Source organism: Delftia sp. RIT313 (genome assembly GCF_000632165.1).
Taxonomy (GTDB): Bacteria; Pseudomonadota; Gammaproteobacteria; order Burkholderiales; family Burkholderiaceae_C; genus Comamonas; species Comamonas acidovorans.
The window spans coordinates 20,027-37,594 of record NZ_JFYT01000032.1 but is presented as its reverse complement, the minus strand read 5'-3'; the positions used below and the strand labels follow the sequence as shown (position 1 = coordinate 37,594).

Below are 17,568 nucleotides of genomic sequence, written 5' to 3'. Positions count from 1 at the left end.
TGAGGCCAGGCACTGAAGGTGCTGCCGATGCTCAACCGCCCCAGAGCATCGGCTTGTTGACCATCAGGTAGTAGGTCACGGCCATGGCGATGAAGGCCGGGTAGCCCAGCGCCTCCCAGCGCCGGGCATAGACGGCATACAGCGCGGGCAGGGCGGCCTGCGCTGCGTGCGCGCCGCGCGCCATGGCGGCCATGCGCACCTGCAGCCAGACCACGGGCAGCCAACAGGCGCCGGCCAGCAGGTACAGGCCCAGCGACAGTGCCAGCCACGGCGTGGTCAACGGCCAGCCCGCCATGTGGGCCAGGGCAATGCCGCTCACAGGCTGTATGACCACGCAGGGCGTGGTGAACCACCAGTCCGCACGCACCACCAGGCGGCTGACCACGGCCTGGGCAGCGACGCTGCCGCTGCGGTTGGCGAAGAACATGTAGAAGGCCGAGCCCAGGCCGGTGCCGACCAGCAGCACGCTGGACGCGATATGCAGCGTCTTGAGCAACAGGTAGAGATTCATGCGGACTCCTTCGGGGTGACAGGTGCCGACATCAGGTGCAGAAGCATGGCGGCGATCGGCAGGTTCTTGAGCAGCGGCCCCAGCGGATGCAGCCACAGCGTGGGCTGCAGCACTGTGGCCAGCACGGTCATGGCGGCCATCAGCAGCAAGGCCGCCAGATAGCTCTCCCGGCCCGGCCGCAGCCACAGCGCCAGGCCCACGGCCAGGTCGGCGAGCAGGCCGCTCCAGATCAGGAATGTCTGCCAGCGCGCATCGTGGATGCCGGCATCAGCCAGCACCTGTACGCTCAGGCCGCGGTGTTCGATGGCACTGACCAGGGCCGTGCCCAGCCAGACGGCGATCAGGCTGAGGTGCATGGTGCGCTGTGAAGGGGGAACCTGGCGCAGGCGGTGTTCACCCATGGCGCAGCGTGGCCAGCAACTGGGCGGGAGCAATGCCGGGCCGGCCGAGCAGGGCTTGCAATCCGGCCGGATCGGTGACGTTGTCGCTGGCCAGCATGGCCAGTGTCTCGCTGCACCACGGTGAGGCGCTGACCCAGTCGCCAGCGCGTGCGCTGGCGCGGGTGAGCCAGCCGGGCAGCGTGCCCACGCGGGCCGGAGCGCGGCCCATCTGCGCGCGCAGGCTGGCAATCAGCGCGGCCAGCGGCAAGGGCAGGGGGCCGCCGATCTCGATCATGCCCACGGGTTCGGGGCTCGTCACCAGGCCGGCCACGGCCTCGGCCAGGTCGCGCACGGCCACCGGCTGCACGCGGGCCTGCAGCACGGGGCGCGGCAGCAGCAGCGCCGGCAGGCGCGCCATGGACAGGAACATCTCGCTGCTGGCGCCGCCGGCGCCGAACACCACGCTGGGGCGGACCACGCAGCCTTGCAGGTGGCCCGCCGCCGTGAGCGCCAGCAGGTGCTCGTCAGCGGCGCGCTTGGTGGTGGCGTAGCGCGTGGCACTGCCTTCTATGCCCAGGGCAGAGATCTGTACCACGCGCCGCACGCCGGCCGCCGCGCAGGCATCGAACAGGGCGATGGGGGCCTGGGCGTGCATTGCATCGATGGGCCGGGAGGCGCTGTCGCGAAGCACGCCCACGGCATTGACCACGGCATCCACGCCCGCCAGGTGCGGCAGCCAGGCGTCGGGCGTGGTGGCCTTGGCGTAGTCGAGCGCAGGCAGGGAATGGCGGCTGCGCGCCACGGGATCATGGCCGGCCAGGGCCAGCAGGTTGACGATATGGCGGCCGATGAAGCCGTTGCCGCCGCAGACCAGAATGCGCATGGTGACCTCCAGTTTCTCTTGTGACGGAAATTTCAGGCTCGGCGTCCGCGCTTGACGCGGGTGTCAGCGGCCTCGGAGCGCACGAAGCGCTGCACGCTGGCACCCAGGCGCAGCAGCTTGTCCAGCGTGGAGGGCGACAGCCGCAGCATCTCATCGGTCCAGATGCCCAGCGACTCCATGAGGCGCAGCGTCTCGTGCACGCGGTCCTGGGTGTCGGGGGATTCGGCATCGAAGCCAGGCTCGGCGATCAGTTCGCGCAGCATCTCGGAGGTCGGGTCGAACTCGCGCTGCTTGCGCTCTCGCACGATGGTGCGCAGCAGCTCCCAGACATCGGACGAGGTCTCGAAATAGTCGCGGCGGTCGCCAGGCCTGCGGCTGGTGCGGATCAGCTCCCAGCCTTGCAGTTCCTTGAGGCTGTTGCTCACGTTGGAGCGAGCGGCGCCCAGCGTGTCGGCAATCTCTTCAGCGTTGAGCGGGCGGCCATGGAAAAACAGCAGGGCGTGGATCTGGGCGACCGTGCGGTTCACTCCCCAGGAGCTGCCCATGTCTCCCCAATGGTGGATGAAACGGTGTGCGATGGGACTCAGTTGCATGGCCTCAGTGTCTGCAGGCTTGAAATTTCTGTCAAGAGAGAAATTTGAGAAAGCTTAAAAATCAAAACCGGCTGCAGCGCGGAGGCGGCACCTGGCGGGGCGCTGCATGTGCTGCTCCATAATGCTGGGCAGCCTGGCCTGCCACCCAGTACATACACAGGCGGGCCGCCGTTTTGAGGGGAACACCATGACTGCTGTGCAAAACCTGCGTGCCATCACCGTGCTGGCCGCCTGCGCGCTGGCGCAGGCCGCGTCTGCCGCCTGCTATTCCGTCTACACGCCCGAGCAGGAACTGATCTACCGCTCCAACCGCCCGCCGGTGGACCTGACCTTGCCGCTGCACCAGACCGTGGACAAGATCGAGCGCGGTGCCACCATGGTGTTCACGCTGGACGAATTCAACTGCATCACCGAAATCAACCTGCTGGCCGAACGCGAGCAACTGGCCCGGGCGCGCCAGGAGCGGCAGCGGGACCTGGGCCGCAGCAGCACTCCGCGGTCCTGAGAGGCAAAAGCGAGTTGGGGGCTTTTTTGGGGAGCCGCCAACAGGGCAAGGGGAGAGCCTGAGACAATCGTGCCCCATGAGTGAACCCCGCGACAACAAGATCCCCGACAACCTGCCCGAAGCCGACATCGACGCCCCTGCACTGCCCGAAGGCTGGCTGCAGGTGCTGTCCATGGATATGGACGCCCAGGGCGTGGCCCGCAAGAGCGATGGCAAGGTGGTATTCATCGACGGCGCCCTGCCTACCGAACTGGTCAGCGCCAACACCCATCGCAAGAAAAACAACTGGGAAGCCGCCAGCCTGACGGCCATCCACCGCGAATCTTCCCAGCGCGTGCGCCCCGGCTGCCCGAATTTCGGTCTACATGCCGGCGCCTGCGGCGGCTGCAAGATGCAGCATCTGCACGTGGGCGCCCAGGTGGCCATCAAGCAGCGCGTGCTGGAAGACAATCTCTGGCATCTGGCCAAGGTCAAGCCCGAGACGCTGCTGCGCCCCATCGAAGGTCCGTCCTGGGCCTACCGTTTCCGCTCGCGCCTGTCGGTGCGCTATGTGGCCAAGAAGGGCAAGGTGCTGGTGGGCTTTCACGAGCGCAAGAGCCGCTACATCGCCGACATGGAGACCTGCAAGATCCTGCCGCCCCATGTGGACGCCATGCTGCTGCCCATGCGCGCACTGATCGCCTCCATGGATGCGCGCGAAACCTGCCCGCAGATCGAGGTTGCCTGCGGCGACTCCGTCACGGCCCTGGTGCTGCGCCATCTGGAGCCGCTGTCCGAGGACGACCAGGCCCGTCTGCGGGCCTTCGCAGTCGAGCACAACGTTCAGTGGTGGCTGCAGCCCAAGGGCCCGGACACCGTGCACCTCATGGAGCAGGGAGGCGCCCAGCTCGACTACGGCCTGCCCGATTTCGGCATCACCATGCCGTTCAAGCCCACGGACTTCACCCAGGTCAATCCGCACATCAACCGCGTGCTGGTCACGCGCGCGCTGCGCCTGCTGGATGTCAAGAAGGACGAGCGCGTGATCGACTGGTTCTGCGGTCTGGGCAACTTCACCCTGCCCCTGGCCACGCAGGCGCGCGAGGTGCTGGGCATCGAGGGCAGCGATACCCTGGTCAAGCGCTCTCATGAAAACTACGCGGCCAACAACGCACAGCGCGCAGAGGGCGACAAGCTCGCGCCCACGCGCTTTGTGGCGCGCAACCTGTTCGAGATGACGCCCGAGATGCTGTTCGCCGACGGCGTGGCCGGCAAGTGGCTGGTGGATCCGCCGCGTGAAGGCGCGTTTGCGCTGTCCAAGGCCCTGGCCGACATCCACCAGGCGCGCATCGGTGCCGAAGGCGCCGAGGCCCTGCCGGCAGGGCATGAGGCCTGGCGCTTTCCCGAGCGCATCGTCTATGTCAGCTGCAATCCCGCAACGCTGGCGCGCGATGCCGGCCTTCTGGTGCATCTGGCCGGCTATCGCTGTGTATCGGCAGGCGTGGTCAACATGTTCCCGCACACGGCCCACGTGGAGAGCATGGCGGTGTTCGAGCGCTGCGCAGACTGACGGCTTGGCTGCCTGCGCCATGAAAAAAGCCGTGGAGCCCTCGGGCGGCCACGGCTTTTTGACGGGTGGATCCAGATCTCAAATCCGGATCTCAAAAGGGGTCAGCTGCGATTGCGGCCTGAGGTCGGCTCGGCAGGCGCCTCATCCTTGTCGCTGCGGCGGCGGTCGCTCTGGCCCAGGACCGAAGGCGTGCCCTCCATCTTGTTGGCGCGCATGTATTCGTCCATATCCTTCCAGCCTGCAAACACCAGGGCCTTGGACGATTTGGGGTTGAGCGTGTAGCAATCCTCCAGCCCGCGCAGGGCATGGCGGCACGCCCCGCCGATGGCCTTGGCCTCGGCCTCCTTGGCGACGGTGCGGGGGTCCGGTCCCAGGCCCGGAATATCATCCAGCTTGCAGCCGGCGAGCAGCGTGGGCAGCAGCAGGATGGCGAAGGTGCGGGGAAGATTAGGCATGGTCATCTTGAGGAGATTATCGGCAGGCCCTGGAAGAAGTTGAGTCCGCTTTGCACAAATGATGATCCCGGACATGCAAAAGGCCTCCCGAAGGAGGCCTTTTGTGTGCAGCAGGGAAGGCGAAGCCTTCCGCGCGCGGCATCAGTCGCGTTCGCCGCCCATGATGCCCAGCAGGGCCAGCAGGCTCTGGAACACGTTGAACAGGTCCAGGTACAGAGCCAGCGTGGCGCTGATGTAGTTGGTCTCGCCGCCGTCCATGATCTGCTTGAGGTCATAGAGCATGTAGGCGCTGAAAATGCCGATGGCCGCCACCGAGATCGCCATCATGCCGGCCGTGGAGCCGATGAAGACGTTGATGATGGAGCCCACGAACAGCACCAGCACGCCGACGAACAGGAACTTGCCCATGCCCGACAGGTCGCGCTTGATCACCGTGGCCAGCGAGGCCATGACCAGGAACACGCCGGCCGTGCCTGCAAAGGCGGTCATGATCAGCTCGGAGCCGTTCTTGAAGCCCAGGATCATGCCGATCATGCGCGACAGCATCAGGCCCATGAAGAACGTGAAGCCCAGGAGCACGGGAATGCCGGCTGCCGAGTGCTTTGTCTTCTCGATGGCGAACATGAAGCCGAAGGCGCCGCCCAGGAAGACGATGAGCCCCAACCCGCCGCTCAGCGAGCGCGTGATGCCCGTGGCCACGCCCAGCCAAGCGCCCAGCACGGTGGGGAGAAGACTCAGGGCCAGCAGCCAGTAGGTGTTGCGCAATACGCGATTGCGCTCTTGCTGCGAGACACCGTAGCCCGCAGAGCCCAGTGTGGTGACTTGATCATTCATGTGGCCAGTCCTCCGAAGGAGTGTTGTTGCGACTTGCCCATTCTAGGTGGCGGCTTGCGCGCGACTTGCAATACCCCGAGCCGCCGCCATGGTTTGGTTTCGAATGTTTTGTTCTGCGCATGCATTGTCAGTCCTCATACGATTGCTATGCTTATAGGACATTTGTGATGGAATGGATAATTGGAATCTTATGAAGACCAAGCATGAACTCGAACTGGCCGACGTGAAGGCCATTGCCGCCGCCGCAGAAGCCGAGGCGCTGAAGAACAAGTGGGCCGTGACCATTGCCATCGTCGATGACGGCGGCCACCTGCTGTGGCTGCAGCGCCTGGATGGCGCCGCCGCCGTGTCGGCCCACATCGCTCCGTCCAAGGCCCGCTCGGCGGCCCTGGGCCGCCGCGATACCAAGGGCTATGAAGACATGATCAACAACGGCCGCACGGCCTTCCTGAGCGTGCCCACGCTGGACGGCCTGCTCGAAGGTGGCGTGGCCATCATGAAGGATGGCCAATGCCTGGGCGCCGTGGGCGTCAGCGGCGTCAAGGCCAGCGAGGATGCGCAGGTTGCCAGCGCCGGCATTGCTGCTCTGGGCCTGTAATAGCCCCTGGTGCACCCATGCTGCATGAATCGGTCCCTGGGGACTGATCCATGCAACCAAGAAAAAGCCCCTGTGCCGATGGACAGGGGCTTTTTCTTTGGTCAATCTGCGCTGCAGCGCGGGGAAAAAATGCTTGGCTACGCAAAATCCGAAGATTTTGTTGGCTGGCTAATCGACCTTTGAGACTGGAAGTCCCAAGGTCGCCCCACGATGAAACGAAGAAGCCGCCGGTCGGGCATCCGACGACGGCCGGAATCTTGCTTATTTGGTCAGGATGAGCTTGCCCAGCTTGGTGGCCTGCAGGCGGTAGGGCGTGCCGTTGTGCACGATGGTCACAGCCTTTTGTCCATTGAGCAGCAAGGTGCTGTCGAGTCCGCTGGCGGCCCCGGTCAGGGCTGCAGATGCTGCGGCCTGCAGCGCTGCAAAGGCCTGGGCGTTGGAGTTGCCGGACAGATGCGAGGTGGCGGCGGAAGTGGCAGACATGCAGGGAATTCCTCAAAAATTGGAAAGTTTTGTGAATGATAACAATTCTCAATTGAAAATCAAGTGAGACTTACTCGCATTGTGGTTTCTGGGACCAGTCCTATCCCTGCGACCCGATGCACTGCCAACGCAAAGAGAATGAAAAACGGCCCCGAAGGGCCGTTGTCGTTGATCGCCAGGCAAGGAATGCCTGCCACGGCCTACTTGGCCGGGTCCGTCACGAAGCCGATCTTGCGCACGCCTGCACGCTGTGCGGCAGCCATGGCCTGGGCCACGCGCTCGTAGCGCACTTCCTTGTCACCCTGGATATGCAGGTCAGGTTGCGGCTCCTTGGCCGCCTCGGCCTTGAGGTTCTCCTCGAACTGCGTATCGCTGACGGCAACGCCATTCCAGTGGTACTGGCCATCGGCGGAGACGGCCAGGCGCACGGTGGCGGGCTTGACGTCCTCGGGCTGGTTGGTGGCGCGGGGCAGGTCCACGTTCACCGAATGCTTCATCACCGGCACGGTGATGATGAAGATGATCAGGAGCACCAGCATGACGTCGACCAGCGGCGTCATGTTGATCTCGTTCATCACCTCTTCGCCGTCATCATCCATTGTTCCGAATGCCATGGCTTACGCGCCTTTCTTCAGCGGCAGCACGTTGCCGGCTTCCTTGCCGTCGATGGACACGCGGGCGCCGGTCACGAAGTAGGCGTGCATGTCGTGGGCAAAGCTGTTGAGGGCGTTGAGGATGGACTTGTTGCCACGCACCACGGCGTTGTAGCCGAGCACGGCGGGAATCGCCACGGCCAGGCCCAGGGCGGTCATGATCAGCGCTTCACCGATGGGGCCCGCGACCTTGTCGATCGAGGACTGGCCGGACAGGCCGATGGCGACCAGCGCGTGGTAGATGCCCCAGACGGTGCCGAACAGGCCGATGAAGGGGGCGGTCGAGCCCACGGAAGCCAGAATGGCCAGGCCCGATTGCAGACGGGCGGTGAACTCGCTGATGCCGTTGCGCATGCAGCGGGTCACCCAGTCGCTGATGTCCAGCGTGTCATGCAGGTGGGCGCTGGTCTTGCGGTGGTGGGCGGTGGCTTCGCGGCCTTCGAGCACCAGGTAGCGGAAGGGGTTGGAGCGGTCATCGCCCAGCTTTTCCAGGCCGCTGGCCAGGTCGGGGCTGTGCCAGAAGTCCTGGGCGTTGCGCGCCAGCTTCTTGAACTTCACGATGTCCAGGGCCTTGATGATCATCACGAGCCAAGAGGCCACCGACATGGCCAGCAGGATGATGGCGACGGCACGGGTGACGAAGTCTCCCTGCGTCCAGACGTGGGCAATGCCGAATTGGGAATCCATGGATACTCCTGAGAATCAATTGAGGGTGAATTTGACCGGGACGGTGACCCACATGGGGGTTGGCGTGCCGTTGCTCTTGCCGGGGACGAATTTCCAGTTCTTGACGCCGTCCACGGCCTGCTGGTCCAGACGGTCGTAGCCGCTGGATTTGCTGACCTCGATCTTTTGAGGCAGGCCTTGCGCGTCCACGAAGATGCGCAGCGTGACCGTTCCCTGTTCCCCCATGCGTCTGCTGATGGCGGGGTAGTTGGGGGCCGGGTTGTTGAGGTAGGCCGCGTTGTTGGACGGCAATTCGATCTTGGGCGGAGCCGGTGGCGCCGGGGGCGCGGGAGGCGCTGGCGGCGCAGGAGGGGCGGGCGGTGCCGGCGGTGCTTCCACCACGGGCTTGGGCTCGTCGTCCAGCGTGCCGCGCGGCGCCGCAGGTGCAGGCTTGGGGTCGGCAATGGCCTTGGGCAGCGGCGGTGCCTTCTTCACGACCGGCTGCGGTTTGGGAGGTGGTGGCGGAGGAGGGGGCTTGGGTGCCTCGGGCTCGGGAGCGGGTGGCGAAATGAATTCCGCAATCACCTGGGCTGGCACGATGACCTCTTCGGGTGCGCGCTGGAGCAGGCCATGCTGCATCGCCCAAAGGGTTGCTGCATGCAAGACCACGACCGAACCCGCGATGGCCACGTTACGGCCAAGGCCCCCGGGGGGGCCAAAACGATCAGACTGGGACATAGAGACAGAAGGAGCGGTCAGCGTATGGGAGCCGGGTGCTGTCGCTCGGAAGACGGAGTATCAGCTGCGCAGAATCCACCAGGTGCATGTAACGACGAGGATCAGGCTGCCGACAAGTGCTGAGAGGAGGACCATGCTTTGCTCTCCAGAATGTTGTTGGCAAGCTGGACGGTCTGGGCCGCGACCTCGTTGTGGATGGCCGCCACGGGCTGGCTGGCGCAGCATTGCGCCACCACATCCCGGGCGCAGCTTTCGCAGCGGCCGCACTGCATGGCGATACCCAATTCGAATTGGATCTCGTCAAAGCTCATGCCCGCATGAGCGTGGCGTGCGATCTCACGGTCGGAAACCCGGCGGCATACACAGACGATCATGGCTACAGGCAGTAGTGGCTGGCTATTGATAGGATGAAAAATTATAAATGAGAATTCATCGCATTTGCAATTCTTGGTTGTCTGTAGGGCTGTAAGGCGCTCGGCTTTACTCGGTATCCAGTAGTTCCACAGTGGCCTGGGCAAGGGTGGCACACCCTGTCAGCGCCATGGCGATCTCCAGTTCATCGCGCAGCAACCTGAGCACATGGGCCACGCCGGCGGCGCCCGCATTGGCCAGCCCCCAGAGTACGGGGCGGCCTATCAGAACCGCCGTCGCACCGAGGGCGATCGCCTTGAGCACGTCTGTGCCGCGCCGTATGCCCCCGTCGGCCAGCAAGGGGAGCTCGTGGCCCGCGCCGCGCACGGCCCTGGCCACGCGGGCTAGGGCTGTTGCCGTGGCCGGTGCGGTGTCCAGCGTGCGCCCTCCATGGTTGGAGACGATGATGCCCGCGACTCCCAATCTCGCGGCCTGCAGCGCATCGGCCGGGTGGAGCACGCCCTTGAGCAGCAGCGGCAGCCGTGTCTGCTGCTGCAGCCAGGCGACGTCATCCCAGGTAGGGGCATGGTGCAGCAGGCCGTCGAACAGGGGGCTCTGGCCTGGTGCGAGTTGCATGGCTGCAAGTGGCGCCATCCCCTGCAGATTGACGGCAGACACTCCCGGTGGAAGACAAAAGCGCGCGCGGCGTTCACGGTCCCGCACACCGCTGGTGGGCGCGTCCACCGTCAGCACCAGCGCTTCGTAGCCTGCGGCCTCTGCGCGCTTGATCAGTTGCGTGGTGAAGCCACGGTCATGCTGCAGATAGAGTTGGAACCACAAAGGGCCATGGCCAGGCGTGAGCCGTGCTGCCTGTGCCACTGTCTCCAGCGGCAGGCTGGCCTGTGTGCTGAGCACCATGCCCGCCCCCAGCGCCGCTGCGGCATAGGCCGTTGCAAGCTCTGCGTCCGCATGGGCCATGCGCTGGAAGGCCATGGGAGCCACCAGCAGCGGGCAGGCCAGCTCCCTGCCCAGCAACTGAAGCCGGGTATGGCCGCCTGCAAGGGGGCGGAGCACGCGCGGCCACAGTGTGAGCGCGTCCCAGGCGCTGCGGTTTGCCGCAAGACTGCGCTCATCGGCCGCGCCGCCCGAGAAATAGGCCCAGGCGTTGTCGTCCATCCGCTGCCGCGCATGCGCCTCATGGTCGGCCAGATTGATGATGCCGTCGGGAACGGCTTGCAGCGCGGGCACTTGACTCATGGCATTGGAATGTTGTCGGTGTGCAGCATCTTCGGCAAGAAGAGGAGATGGAATCCCGGAAAAAAGAAAAGCCGGCCCAGGGGCCGGCTTTCATCCGTCGTGGCGCAGGCCCGAGGATTACTTGACGTGCTTGCCGATCAGGCCAGCCATCTCGAACATCGAGACTTGGGGCTTGCCGAACACTTCCTTGAGCTTCGCGTCGGCGTTGATCATGCGCTTGTTGGCAGCGTCTTGCAGCTTGTTGGCCTTGATGTAGACCCACAGCTTGCTGATGATCTCGGTGCGGGGCAGGGGAGTGGAACCCACCACGGCAGCCAGAGCGGGGCTGGGGGTGAGGGGTTTCATGAAGGCGGCGTTGGGAGTGCGCTTCTTTGCGGGAGCTGCCGGAGCAGCCGTTGCCTTCTTTGCAGTTGCCATGTTGCTTGTTCCTAGTATGGAGTGGATTCTTTACCAGCGAAAAACCGTCGCTATCCACTGGCAGGCTGATGCTAATGGGAAAAAAACGCTCTTCCAAGCTTACCCGTCAAATTTTTGCCTCGATTTGTTGCTGTGGCGCTGTTTTTTGAGGAGTTTTTGCATTCTGGCTCGCTTTCGAGGGCCGCACTGGCAGGTTGGCCGTCGGCGGCAGCGTCTTCAGAGGGGGCTGGCACCGCTCGCGGAAGGGTGTTGTGCAAGGCGTTTTCTGCCCGGCCAGGTGGCCACGAGAATGCCCAGCAGGGCGATCGCAAAGGCCAGCGCCTGCATGGATGTGACCCGTTCGCCCAGCACGCACATGCCGACCACGGCAGCGCTGATCGGCAGCAGTACCGTAAAGGTGCCGGCCTGGGAGGCTGGCACGTTGCGCAAGCCCGTCATCCACAACCACACGGTCCACACGCAGGCGGCAAGGGCGTAGAACAGCAACAGACCCCAGATGCTCCATGCCACGCTGCCGAAGTCGAAGCGCCAGGCCAGATACAGCCCGAAGGGCGTTGACAGCGCGAATCCCCAGACATTGACGATGGATGTGATGCGCTTGGGCCCCAGGGACGTGGTCAGGCGCTTGCCTATGACGGCGTAGAACGCCTCGCAAAGCACGGCACCGACCAGCAGCATCTGCCCCAGCCACGCCTGCGGTGAGGCTGATGCTGCCGAGGCGGCGCCAGCGTCCGGGCGGGACAGTGCATACAGGCCGATGCCCGCCACGGCCAGCGCAATGGCCAGCCAGGTGCGCGCAGCCACGCGCTCGCGCAGAAACAGCCAGCTCATCAAGGCCACGGCAGCAGGGATGGCAGCCATGGTCACGCCGGCCGTGACGGCGCTTGTCAGGCTCACGCCAGTCACCATACAGATGGTGAAGAGAAAGTTGCCGAACAGCGACTCAAGAAACAGCAGGCCCTGCGTGCGCCGAGACAGGGGTGGCTCGTCAGCCGGCTTGCGCAGCCAGCGCAGCATGGCGATGGCCCCGATGCCAAAGCGCAGCCAGGCCAGCAGCAGCACCGGAAAAATGGCCGCCAGAGGCTTGGAGAGGGCGACATAGCTGCCGACCAGGGACATGCTCAGCGCCAGGCAGGCATAGGCAGATCTGCGATGGGAGGTGTTCACGGCAAGTGCAGGTTTGAGAGGCGGGAGCGCCGCCTGAACGCGCGATGGTACCTGTGAGCGCGTCCGGTGTGCGTGACATGTGCCTGTCGCGGACGCTTGCCATGCTGTGGTGACTTTTCATGGCATGGAATTCATGTTTTGCATTGTGAAATATTGAAATGCTGCAATGCGCCAATTTTTCTCAATACGAGAAATGTGATTTCATATTGAAAAACATGAAAATAACTCGTTGATTTATATGATGAAAAATTTAGTCTTGTATAAGACACAAGATGTTGATGAGGTCTTCTATAAGACTTAAATTTGATCCCAAGGCCGACGCAAGAAAGCCGCTTGTTTCAACCACCTCCCAGGAGAGCAACATGCCCCAATCCCTGACCCAGCAACTGAGCCGTGAACAGCAGATTTCCGCCCTTGAGAAAGACTGGGCGCAGAACCCCCGTTGGAAGGGCGTCAAGCGCGGCTACAGCGCCGCCGACGTGGTGCGCCTGCGCGGCAGCCTGCAGCCCGAGTACACGCTGGCCCAGCGTGGCGCGGAACTGCTCTGGGACAGGATCAACGGCGGTGCCAAGAAGGGCTACGTGAATGCCTTTGGCGCCATCTCCGCAGGCCAGGCCATGCAACAGGCCAAGGCTGGCCTGGAAGCGGTGTACCTGTCGGGCTGGCAGGTGGCTGCCGATGGCAACACCAGCGAAACCATGTACCCCGACCAGTCGCTGTACGCCTATGACTCGGTGCCCACCATGGTGCGCCGCATCAACAACACCTTCAAGCGTGCCGACGAAATCCAGTGGGGCCGTGGCATCAACCCCGGCGACAAGGAATTCATCGACTACTTCCTGCCTATCGTCGCCGATGCGGAAGCCGGTTTTGGCGGCGTGCTCAACGCTTTCGAACTGATGAAGAACATGATTGCCGCTGGCGCAGCCGGCGTGCACTTCGAGGACCAACTGGCTGCCGTGAAGAAGTGCGGTCACATGGGCGGCAAGGTTCTGGTGCCCACCCAGGAAGCCGTCGAGAAGCTGATCTCCGCCCGCTTTGCCGCTGACGTGATGGGCGTGCCTACCATCGTGCTGGCCCGCACCGATGCTGAAGCCGCCAACCTGATCACCTCCGATCACGACGCCAACGACAAGCCGTTCCTGACCGGCGAGCGCACACAGGAAGGCTTCTACCGTGTCCGCAATGGCATGGAACAGTCCATCAGCCGCGGCGTGGCCTATGCGCCCTATGCCGACCTGGTGTGGTGCGAAACCGGCGTGCCCGACATCGGCTTTGCCCGCGAGTTCGCCCAGGCCGTGCATGCCGCCTGCCCAGGCAAGCTGCTGAGCTACAACTGCTCGCCTTCGTTCAACTGGAAGAAGAACCTCAACGACAGCCAGATCGCGTCCTTCCAGGAAGACCTGTCTGCTCTGGGCTACAAGTTCCAGTTCATCACGCTGGCCGGCATTCACATCAACTGGTTCAACACGTTCAAGTTTGCCCACGCCTACGCCAACGGCGAAGGCATGAAGCACTACGTGAACATGGTTCAGGAGCCCGAATTCGCAGCCCGCGAACAAGGCTACACCTTCGTGTCGCACCAGCAGGAAGTGGGTGCAGGCTACTTCGACGACGTGACCACGGTGATCCAGGGTGGCTCGTCCAGCGTCAAGGCACTGACCGGCTCCACGGAAGAGGAGCAATTCCACTGAAGCGCGGCTTCGGTGAGTGCAACTTCAGGTAGATAGGGGTGAGAAAGCGTCCGGGGCCTTGTGCTTCGGGCGCTTTTTCTTTGCTGGGGTTAAAATGGCGGAAGTTTTCAATTGACAACAACTGACAAGGGCGAGAAAGGCATCATGGTTATGACACCGCGAACTACATCGGAGATGTACACCGGCCGCTAGCGGCTGGCGGTTCGCGCCTGCACGAGATCCACTCGACCCCAAGAAAGCGCGGACCTGGCTCCGCGCTTTTTGCTTTTGGGGGATGCGCGCCCCCTGAGAAATATTTTAGGAATCCCATGATCCACATTACGCTTCCCGATGGTTCGCAACGTGAGTACCCCGGCCCGGTCACCGTGGCCGAAGTGGCCGCATCCATAGGCACGGGCCTTGCCAAGGCTGCACTGGCTGGCAAGGTTGGCACGGGCGACGACGCCAAGGTGGTGGACACCAGCTTCGTCATCGACAAGGACATGCCCTTGTCCATCGTGACGGCCAAGGACCCCGATGGCCTGGAGGTGATCCGCCATTCCACGGCCCACTTGCTGGCCTATGCGGTCAAGGAACTGTTCCCGGAGGCCCAGGTCACCATCGGTCCCGTGATCGAGAACGGCTTCTACTACGACTTCTCGTACAAGCGCCCCTTCACGCCCGAGGACCTGGTTGCCATCGAAAAACGCATGGCCGAACTGGCCGCCAAGGATGAGCCCGTGGTGCGCCGCGTGCTGCCGCGCGACGAGGCCGTTGCGTACTTCAAGGGCATTGGCGAGAACTACAAGGCCGAGATCATCGCCAGCATCCCCTCCAATGAGGATGTGAGCCTGTACCGCGAAGGCAGCTTCGAGGATCTGTGCCGCGGCCCGCACGTGCCCAGCACCGGCAAGCTCAAGTTCTTCAAGCTGATGAAGGTGGCTGGCGCCTACTGGCGTGGCGACCATCGCAACGAGATGCTGCAGCGCGTGTACGGCACGGCCTGGGCATCGAAAGACGACCTGCAGCAGTACCTGCACATGCTGGAGGAGGCTGAAAAGCGCGACCACCGCAAGCTGGGCCGTGAACTGGATCTGTTCCACATCGACGAGCATTCGCCGGGCACCGTGTTCTGGCACCCGAAGGGCTGGTCCCTGTGGCAAGAGGTCGAGCAGTACATGCGCCGCGTGTACCGCGACAACGGCTACCAGGAAGTCAAGGGTCCGCAGATCCTGGACAAGACCCTGTGGGAGAAGACGGGTCACTGGGACAAGTACCGCGAGAACATGTTCACGACCGAGTCGGAAAAGCGCGACTACGCGCTCAAGCCGATGAACTGCCCCGGCCACATCCTGATCTTCAAGCAGGGCATCAAGAGCTACCGCGACCTGCCGCTGCGCTACGGCGAATTCGGCCAGTGCCACCGCAACGAGCCCACGGGCGGCCTGCACGGCATCATGCGCGTGCGCGGCTTCACGCAGGATGACGGCCACGTCTTCTGTACCGAAGACCAGATCCAGCCCGAAGTGCTGGCCTTCACCACGCTGCTGCAAAAGGTCTACGCGGACTTCGGCTTCAGCGACATCATCTACAAGGTCGCCACGCGCCCCGAGGCGCGCATCGGCTCCGATGAAAGCTGGGACAAGGCAGAAGCTGCGCTGATCAACAGCCTGGAGGCTTCGGGCTGCGAGTACGTGATCTCGCCCGGCGATGGCGCGTTCTACGGCCCCAAGATCGAGTACACGCTCAAGGACGCCATCGGCCGCCAGTGGCAGTGCGGAACCATCCAGGTGGATTTCTCCATGCCCGAGCGCCTGGATGCGGAGTACGTGGGCGAGGATGGCGACCGCCATCGCCCCGTGATGCTGCACCGTGCCATCGTTGGCAGCCTGGAGCGTTTCATCGGCATTCTCATCGAGCAGCACGCTGGCGCCATGCCGACCTGGCTGGCTCCCGTGCAGGCTGCCGTGCTCAATATCACCGACGCGCAGGCGGACTATGTGCGGGAAGTCGCACAAAAGCTGCAAAAAGCATTTCCGAATCAAGGCCTTAGGGTGGCGACAGATCTGCGCAACGAAAAGATTACGTATAAAATACGGGAGCATTCGTTGCAAAAGCTGCCTTACATCCTTGTTGCTGGCGACAAGGAGAAGGCCGCTGGTGCAGTGGCAGTGCGCGCACGGGGCAACAAGGACCTCGGTGTGATGTCGGTCGATGCGTTCATTGAACTCGTGGCCAAGGACATCGCGGCGAAGGCCTGATGGAGCATCTCCAAAGGCGGTAGCCGCTTGCGTGTACTGCACACAAGCGGCTACGCTGTTGTAGCAACTTAAATCCAAGGGTGAGAACCATAGCTACTGAATTTCGTGATCGGCGCCACCGTGAAGAGCGCAAGCATCGTCTCAACCGTGAAATCATGGCGCCTGAAGTGCGTCTGTCCGGCCCGGAGAACGAGCCGCTGGGCATCGTGCCTCTGCAGGAAGCGCTGCGCATGGCGGGCGAGCTGGACGTGGACCTGGTGGAAATTGCCGCCACTGCCACTCCGCCTGTCTGCCGGTTGATGGACTATGGCAAGTTCAAGTACCTTGAACAGAAGAAGGCTGCCGAAGCCAAGGCCAAGCAGACCGTCATCGAAATCAAGGAAGTGAAATTCCGCCCTGGTACCGACGACGGCGACTACAACATCAAGCTGCGCAACATCCGCCGTTTCCTGGCCGATGGTGACAAGTGCAAGATCACGCTGCGGTTCCGCGGCCGTGAAATCACGCACCAGCAGATTGGTCTGGACCTGCTGAACCGTCTGCGTGACGATCTGGCGGATTCCATCCAGGTGGAGCAGTTCCCCAAGCTGGAAGGCCGCCAGATGGTGATGATGATCGCCCCTGCGCGCAAGAAGCCCACAGCTGGCGGCAAGCCGGCAGAAGTTTCTGCTGCACCTGCGGTGGCTGATAAGGCATAATCGCGGTTTCGCCCTTCGTTGAGGGGCGACAGAATTTGCAGGCCGTGCGCGAGTTGATTGCGCGGGGCGTGCGATGCAAGGGACATGGTTTCCATGTCCCTTGTTCTTGCCGGCCTCCGGGCTGGCACAGAAGTGTCTCGGGGCCAGCAAGTGCGCGCAGTGTTGCGAGCCGCCTCACGAGCACAAACAACAGGAGCATTCAAATGCCCAAAATGAAGACCAAGAGCAGCGCGAAGAAGCGTTTTCGCGTTCGTCCCGGTGGCACCGTCAAGCGCGGTCAAGCCTTCAAGCGTCACATCTTGACCAAGAAGACCACCAAGAACAAGCGTCACCTGCGTGGTGCAGTGTCTGTGCATGAGACCAACATGGGCTCTATCGCACAAATGCTGCCGATGGCTGGCCTGTAATTCACTGACGAACAAGGAGAAAACACATGCCTCGCGTCAAACGTGGTGTAACGGCCCGCGCCCGTCACAAAAAAGTTCTGGCCCTTTCCAAGGGTTTCCGCGGCCGCCGCGGCAATGTCTTCCGCATCGCCAAGCAGGCGGTGATGAAGGCTGGGCAATATGCCTACCGTGACCGCCGTGCCAAGAAGCGCGTGTTCCGCCGTCTGTGGATCGCCCGTATCAACGCCGCTGCACGTGAACTGGGCCTGACCTACAGCCAGTTCGCCAACGGCCTGAAGAAGGCAGCCATCGAGATCGACCGCAAGATGCTGGCCGATATCGCGGTGCACGACAAGGCTGCGTTTAGCAGCATCGTTGATCAAGTCAAGGCCAAGCTGGCTGCTTGAGATAACGGTCTGCGGCCATCCTCGTGATGGTCTGCAGCGCAAACAGCAAGGGCTAGGGCTTGAAAAGGCTGCTAGCCCTTGTTTCTTTTCACAGTCGATAAAG

At 63.1% G+C, this 17,568-nt stretch carries 22 protein-coding genes; 8 read left to right on the top strand and 14 right to left on the bottom strand.

Going from position 1 to position 17,568, the window contains the following annotated elements:
- Positions 1-31 precede the first annotated feature (31 nt).
- From BW39_RS06305 to BW39_RS06290, 4 genes are read right to left on the bottom strand one after another with little or no spacing between them, the layout of a single operon-like run.
- On the bottom strand, positions 32-511 hold the full coding sequence (locus BW39_RS06305) for a DUF2269 family protein (protein WP_012206433.1): 480 nt from the start codon (positions 509-511) through the stop codon (positions 32-34).
- Complete coding sequence (locus BW39_RS06300; protein ID WP_012206432.1) at positions 508-912, bottom strand: DoxX-like family protein; 405 nt, start codon at positions 910-912, stop codon at positions 508-510. The genes BW39_RS06305 and BW39_RS06300 overlap by 4 nt, the downstream gene beginning before the upstream one ends.
- Positions 905-1,774 (bottom strand): NAD-dependent epimerase/dehydratase family protein, encoded by an 870-nt coding sequence (locus BW39_RS06295; RefSeq protein ID WP_043820576.1) that lies wholly within the window; start codon positions 1,772-1,774, stop codon positions 905-907. Before BW39_RS06295 ends, BW39_RS06300 begins: the two co-directional genes overlap by 8 nt.
- A gap of 32 nt (positions 1,775-1,806) precedes the next feature.
- The gene (locus BW39_RS06290; RefSeq protein WP_012206430.1) at positions 1,807-2,367 is read right to left on the bottom strand and encodes a GbsR/MarR family transcriptional regulator; all 561 of its coding nucleotides are present in this window, start codon (positions 2,365-2,367) and stop codon (positions 1,807-1,809) included.
- 187 nt (positions 2,368-2,554) lie between these two features.
- On the opposite strand from BW39_RS06290, the gene BW39_RS06285 reads away from it, so the two are divergent.
- A complete protein-coding gene (locus tag BW39_RS06285; protein ID WP_013801667.1) occupies positions 2,555-2,872 on the top strand; it encodes a hypothetical protein in 318 nt (105 codons plus the stop codon).
- Positions 2,873-2,948: 76 nt separating this feature from the next.
- Positions 2,949-4,421, top strand: coding sequence for a 23S rRNA (uracil(1939)-C(5))-methyltransferase RlmD (gene rlmD / locus BW39_RS06280; RefSeq protein ID WP_043820573.1), 1,473 nt, complete (start codon positions 2,949-2,951; stop codon positions 4,419-4,421).
- Between the two features lie 101 nt (positions 4,422-4,522).
- On the opposite strand, the gene BW39_RS06275 is transcribed toward rlmD, so the two are convergent.
- Positions 4,523-4,951 carry a hypothetical protein gene (locus BW39_RS06275; RefSeq protein WP_012206427.1) on the bottom strand — a complete coding sequence of 143 codons (429 nt, stop codon included), beginning with the start codon at positions 4,949-4,951 and terminating at the stop codon, positions 4,523-4,525.
- Between the two features lie 66 nt (positions 4,952-5,017).
- Positions 5,018-5,710 (bottom strand): Bax inhibitor-1/YccA family protein, encoded by a 693-nt coding sequence (locus BW39_RS06270; protein WP_012206426.1) that lies wholly within the window; start codon positions 5,708-5,710, stop codon positions 5,018-5,020.
- A 190-nt stretch (positions 5,711-5,900) separates the two neighbouring features.
- Between BW39_RS06270 and BW39_RS06265 the strand changes: the two genes are divergently transcribed.
- Positions 5,901-6,308, top strand: a complete 408-nt coding sequence (locus BW39_RS06265; protein WP_043820571.1) for a GlcG/HbpS family heme-binding protein — start codon at positions 5,901-5,903, stop codon at positions 6,306-6,308.
- A gap of 261 nt (positions 6,309-6,569) precedes the next feature.
- On the opposite strand, the gene hemP is transcribed toward BW39_RS06265, so the two are convergent.
- The 8 genes from hemP to BW39_RS06225 form a co-directional block, all read right to left on the bottom strand.
- Positions 6,570-6,791: a hemin uptake protein HemP gene (hemP, locus tag BW39_RS06260; protein WP_012206424.1), complete on the bottom strand. Its 222-nt coding sequence runs from the start codon at positions 6,789-6,791 to the stop codon at positions 6,570-6,572.
- Between the two features lie 200 nt (positions 6,792-6,991).
- Entirely contained in the window at positions 6,992-7,405 is a 414-nt protein-coding gene (locus BW39_RS06255) for an ExbD/TolR family protein (RefSeq protein WP_013801671.1), read from the bottom strand.
- A gap of 3 nt (positions 7,406-7,408) precedes the next feature.
- Positions 7,409-8,131, bottom strand: a complete 723-nt coding sequence (locus BW39_RS06250) for a MotA/TolQ/ExbB proton channel family protein (RefSeq protein WP_012206422.1) — start codon at positions 8,129-8,131, stop codon at positions 7,409-7,411.
- Between the two features lie 15 nt (positions 8,132-8,146).
- Positions 8,147-8,848: an energy transducer TonB gene (locus tag BW39_RS06245; protein ID WP_013801672.1), complete on the bottom strand. Its 702-nt coding sequence runs from the start codon at positions 8,846-8,848 to the stop codon at positions 8,147-8,149.
- 101 nt (positions 8,849-8,949) lie between these two features.
- Positions 8,950-9,222 (bottom strand): (2Fe-2S)-binding protein, encoded by a 273-nt coding sequence (locus BW39_RS06240; RefSeq protein WP_012206420.1) that lies wholly within the window; start codon positions 9,220-9,222, stop codon positions 8,950-8,952.
- A gap of 106 nt (positions 9,223-9,328) precedes the next feature.
- Positions 9,329-10,456, bottom strand: coding sequence for an alpha-hydroxy acid oxidase (locus BW39_RS06235; protein ID WP_043820569.1), 1,128 nt, complete (start codon positions 10,454-10,456; stop codon positions 9,329-9,331).
- Positions 10,457-10,573: 117 nt separating this feature from the next.
- On the bottom strand, positions 10,574-10,873 hold the full coding sequence (locus BW39_RS06230; RefSeq protein ID WP_012206418.1) for an SWIB/MDM2 domain-containing protein: 300 nt from the start codon (positions 10,871-10,873) through the stop codon (positions 10,574-10,576).
- 216 nt (positions 10,874-11,089) lie between these two features.
- Positions 11,090-12,040, bottom strand: a complete 951-nt coding sequence (locus BW39_RS06225; RefSeq protein WP_043820566.1) for a DMT family transporter — start codon at positions 12,038-12,040, stop codon at positions 11,090-11,092.
- A gap of 362 nt (positions 12,041-12,402) precedes the next feature.
- On the opposite strand from BW39_RS06225, the gene aceA reads away from it, so the two are divergent.
- The 5 genes from aceA (at position 12,403) to rplT (ending at position 17,465) form a co-directional block, all read left to right on the top strand.
- The gene (gene aceA / locus BW39_RS06220; RefSeq protein ID WP_013801675.1) at positions 12,403-13,734 is read left to right on the top strand and encodes an isocitrate lyase; all 1,332 of its coding nucleotides are present in this window, start codon (positions 12,403-12,405) and stop codon (positions 13,732-13,734) included.
- A gap of 308 nt (positions 13,735-14,042) precedes the next feature.
- The gene (gene thrS / locus BW39_RS06215) at positions 14,043-15,974 is read left to right on the top strand and encodes a threonine--tRNA ligase (RefSeq protein WP_043820564.1); all 1,932 of its coding nucleotides are present in this window, start codon (positions 14,043-14,045) and stop codon (positions 15,972-15,974) included.
- An 80-nt stretch (positions 15,975-16,054) separates the two neighbouring features.
- Positions 16,055-16,672, top strand: a complete 618-nt coding sequence (gene infC, locus BW39_RS06210) for a translation initiation factor IF-3 (protein WP_012206414.1) — start codon at positions 16,055-16,057, stop codon at positions 16,670-16,672.
- 203 nt (positions 16,673-16,875) lie between these two features.
- Positions 16,876-17,079: a 50S ribosomal protein L35 gene (gene rpmI / locus BW39_RS06205; RefSeq protein WP_012206413.1), complete on the top strand. Its 204-nt coding sequence runs from the start codon at positions 16,876-16,878 to the stop codon at positions 17,077-17,079.
- 26 nt (positions 17,080-17,105) lie between these two features.
- Entirely contained in the window at positions 17,106-17,465 is a 360-nt protein-coding gene (gene rplT / locus BW39_RS06200; protein WP_012206412.1) for a 50S ribosomal protein L20, read from the top strand.
- The last annotated feature ends 103 nt before the right edge of the window (positions 17,466-17,568 follow it).

Bases quoted from the DNA above. Each gene is read 5' to 3' on its own strand.
- BW39_RS06305 (WP_012206433.1), bottom strand. From the start codon at position 511: ATGAATCTCTACCTGTTGCTCAAGACGCTGCATATCGCGTCCAGCGTG.
- BW39_RS06270 (WP_012206426.1), bottom strand. From the start codon at position 5,710: ATGAATGATCAAGTCACCACACTGGGCTCTGCGGGCTACGGTGTCTCG.
- rplT (WP_012206412.1), top strand. From the start codon at position 17,106: ATGCCTCGCGTCAAACGTGGTGTAACGGCCCGCGCCCGTCACAAAAAA.
- BW39_RS06290 (WP_012206430.1), bottom strand. From the start codon at position 2,367: ATGCAACTGAGTCCCATCGCACACCGTTTCATCCACCATTGGGGAGAC.
- rpmI (WP_012206413.1), top strand. From the start codon at position 16,876: ATGCCCAAAATGAAGACCAAGAGCAGCGCGAAGAAGCGTTTTCGCGTT.
- rlmD (WP_043820573.1), top strand. From the start codon at position 2,949: ATGAGTGAACCCCGCGACAACAAGATCCCCGACAACCTGCCCGAAGCC.
- BW39_RS06265 (WP_043820571.1), top strand. From the start codon at position 5,901: ATGAAGACCAAGCATGAACTCGAACTGGCCGACGTGAAGGCCATTGCC.
- BW39_RS06295 (WP_043820576.1), bottom strand. From the start codon at position 1,774: ATGCGCATTCTGGTCTGCGGCGGCAACGGCTTCATCGGCCGCCATATC.
- BW39_RS06300 (WP_012206432.1), bottom strand. From the start codon at position 912: ATGGGTGAACACCGCCTGCGCCAGGTTCCCCCTTCACAGCGCACCATG.
- thrS (WP_043820564.1), top strand. From the start codon at position 14,043: ATGATCCACATTACGCTTCCCGATGGTTCGCAACGTGAGTACCCCGGC.
- BW39_RS06250 (WP_012206422.1), bottom strand. From the start codon at position 8,131: ATGGATTCCCAATTCGGCATTGCCCACGTCTGGACGCAGGGAGACTTC.
- BW39_RS06245 (WP_013801672.1), bottom strand. From the start codon at position 8,848: ATGTCCCAGTCTGATCGTTTTGGCCCCCCCGGGGGCCTTGGCCGTAAC.
- BW39_RS06230 (WP_012206418.1), bottom strand. From the start codon at position 10,873: ATGGCAACTGCAAAGAAGGCAACGGCTGCTCCGGCAGCTCCCGCAAAG.
- aceA (WP_013801675.1), top strand. From the start codon at position 12,403: ATGCCCCAATCCCTGACCCAGCAACTGAGCCGTGAACAGCAGATTTCC.
- BW39_RS06255 (WP_013801671.1), bottom strand. From the start codon at position 7,405: ATGGCATTCGGAACAATGGATGATGACGGCGAAGAGGTGATGAACGAG.
- BW39_RS06235 (WP_043820569.1), bottom strand. From the start codon at position 10,456: ATGAGTCAAGTGCCCGCGCTGCAAGCCGTTCCCGACGGCATCATCAAT.
- BW39_RS06275 (WP_012206427.1), bottom strand. From the start codon at position 4,951: ATGTCCGGGATCATCATTTGTGCAAAGCGGACTCAACTTCTTCCAGGG.
- BW39_RS06240 (WP_012206420.1), bottom strand. From the start codon at position 9,222: ATGATCGTCTGTGTATGCCGCCGGGTTTCCGACCGTGAGATCGCACGC.
- BW39_RS06285 (WP_013801667.1), top strand. From the start codon at position 2,555: ATGACTGCTGTGCAAAACCTGCGTGCCATCACCGTGCTGGCCGCCTGC.
- hemP (WP_012206424.1), bottom strand. From the start codon at position 6,791: ATGTCTGCCACTTCCGCCGCCACCTCGCATCTGTCCGGCAACTCCAAC.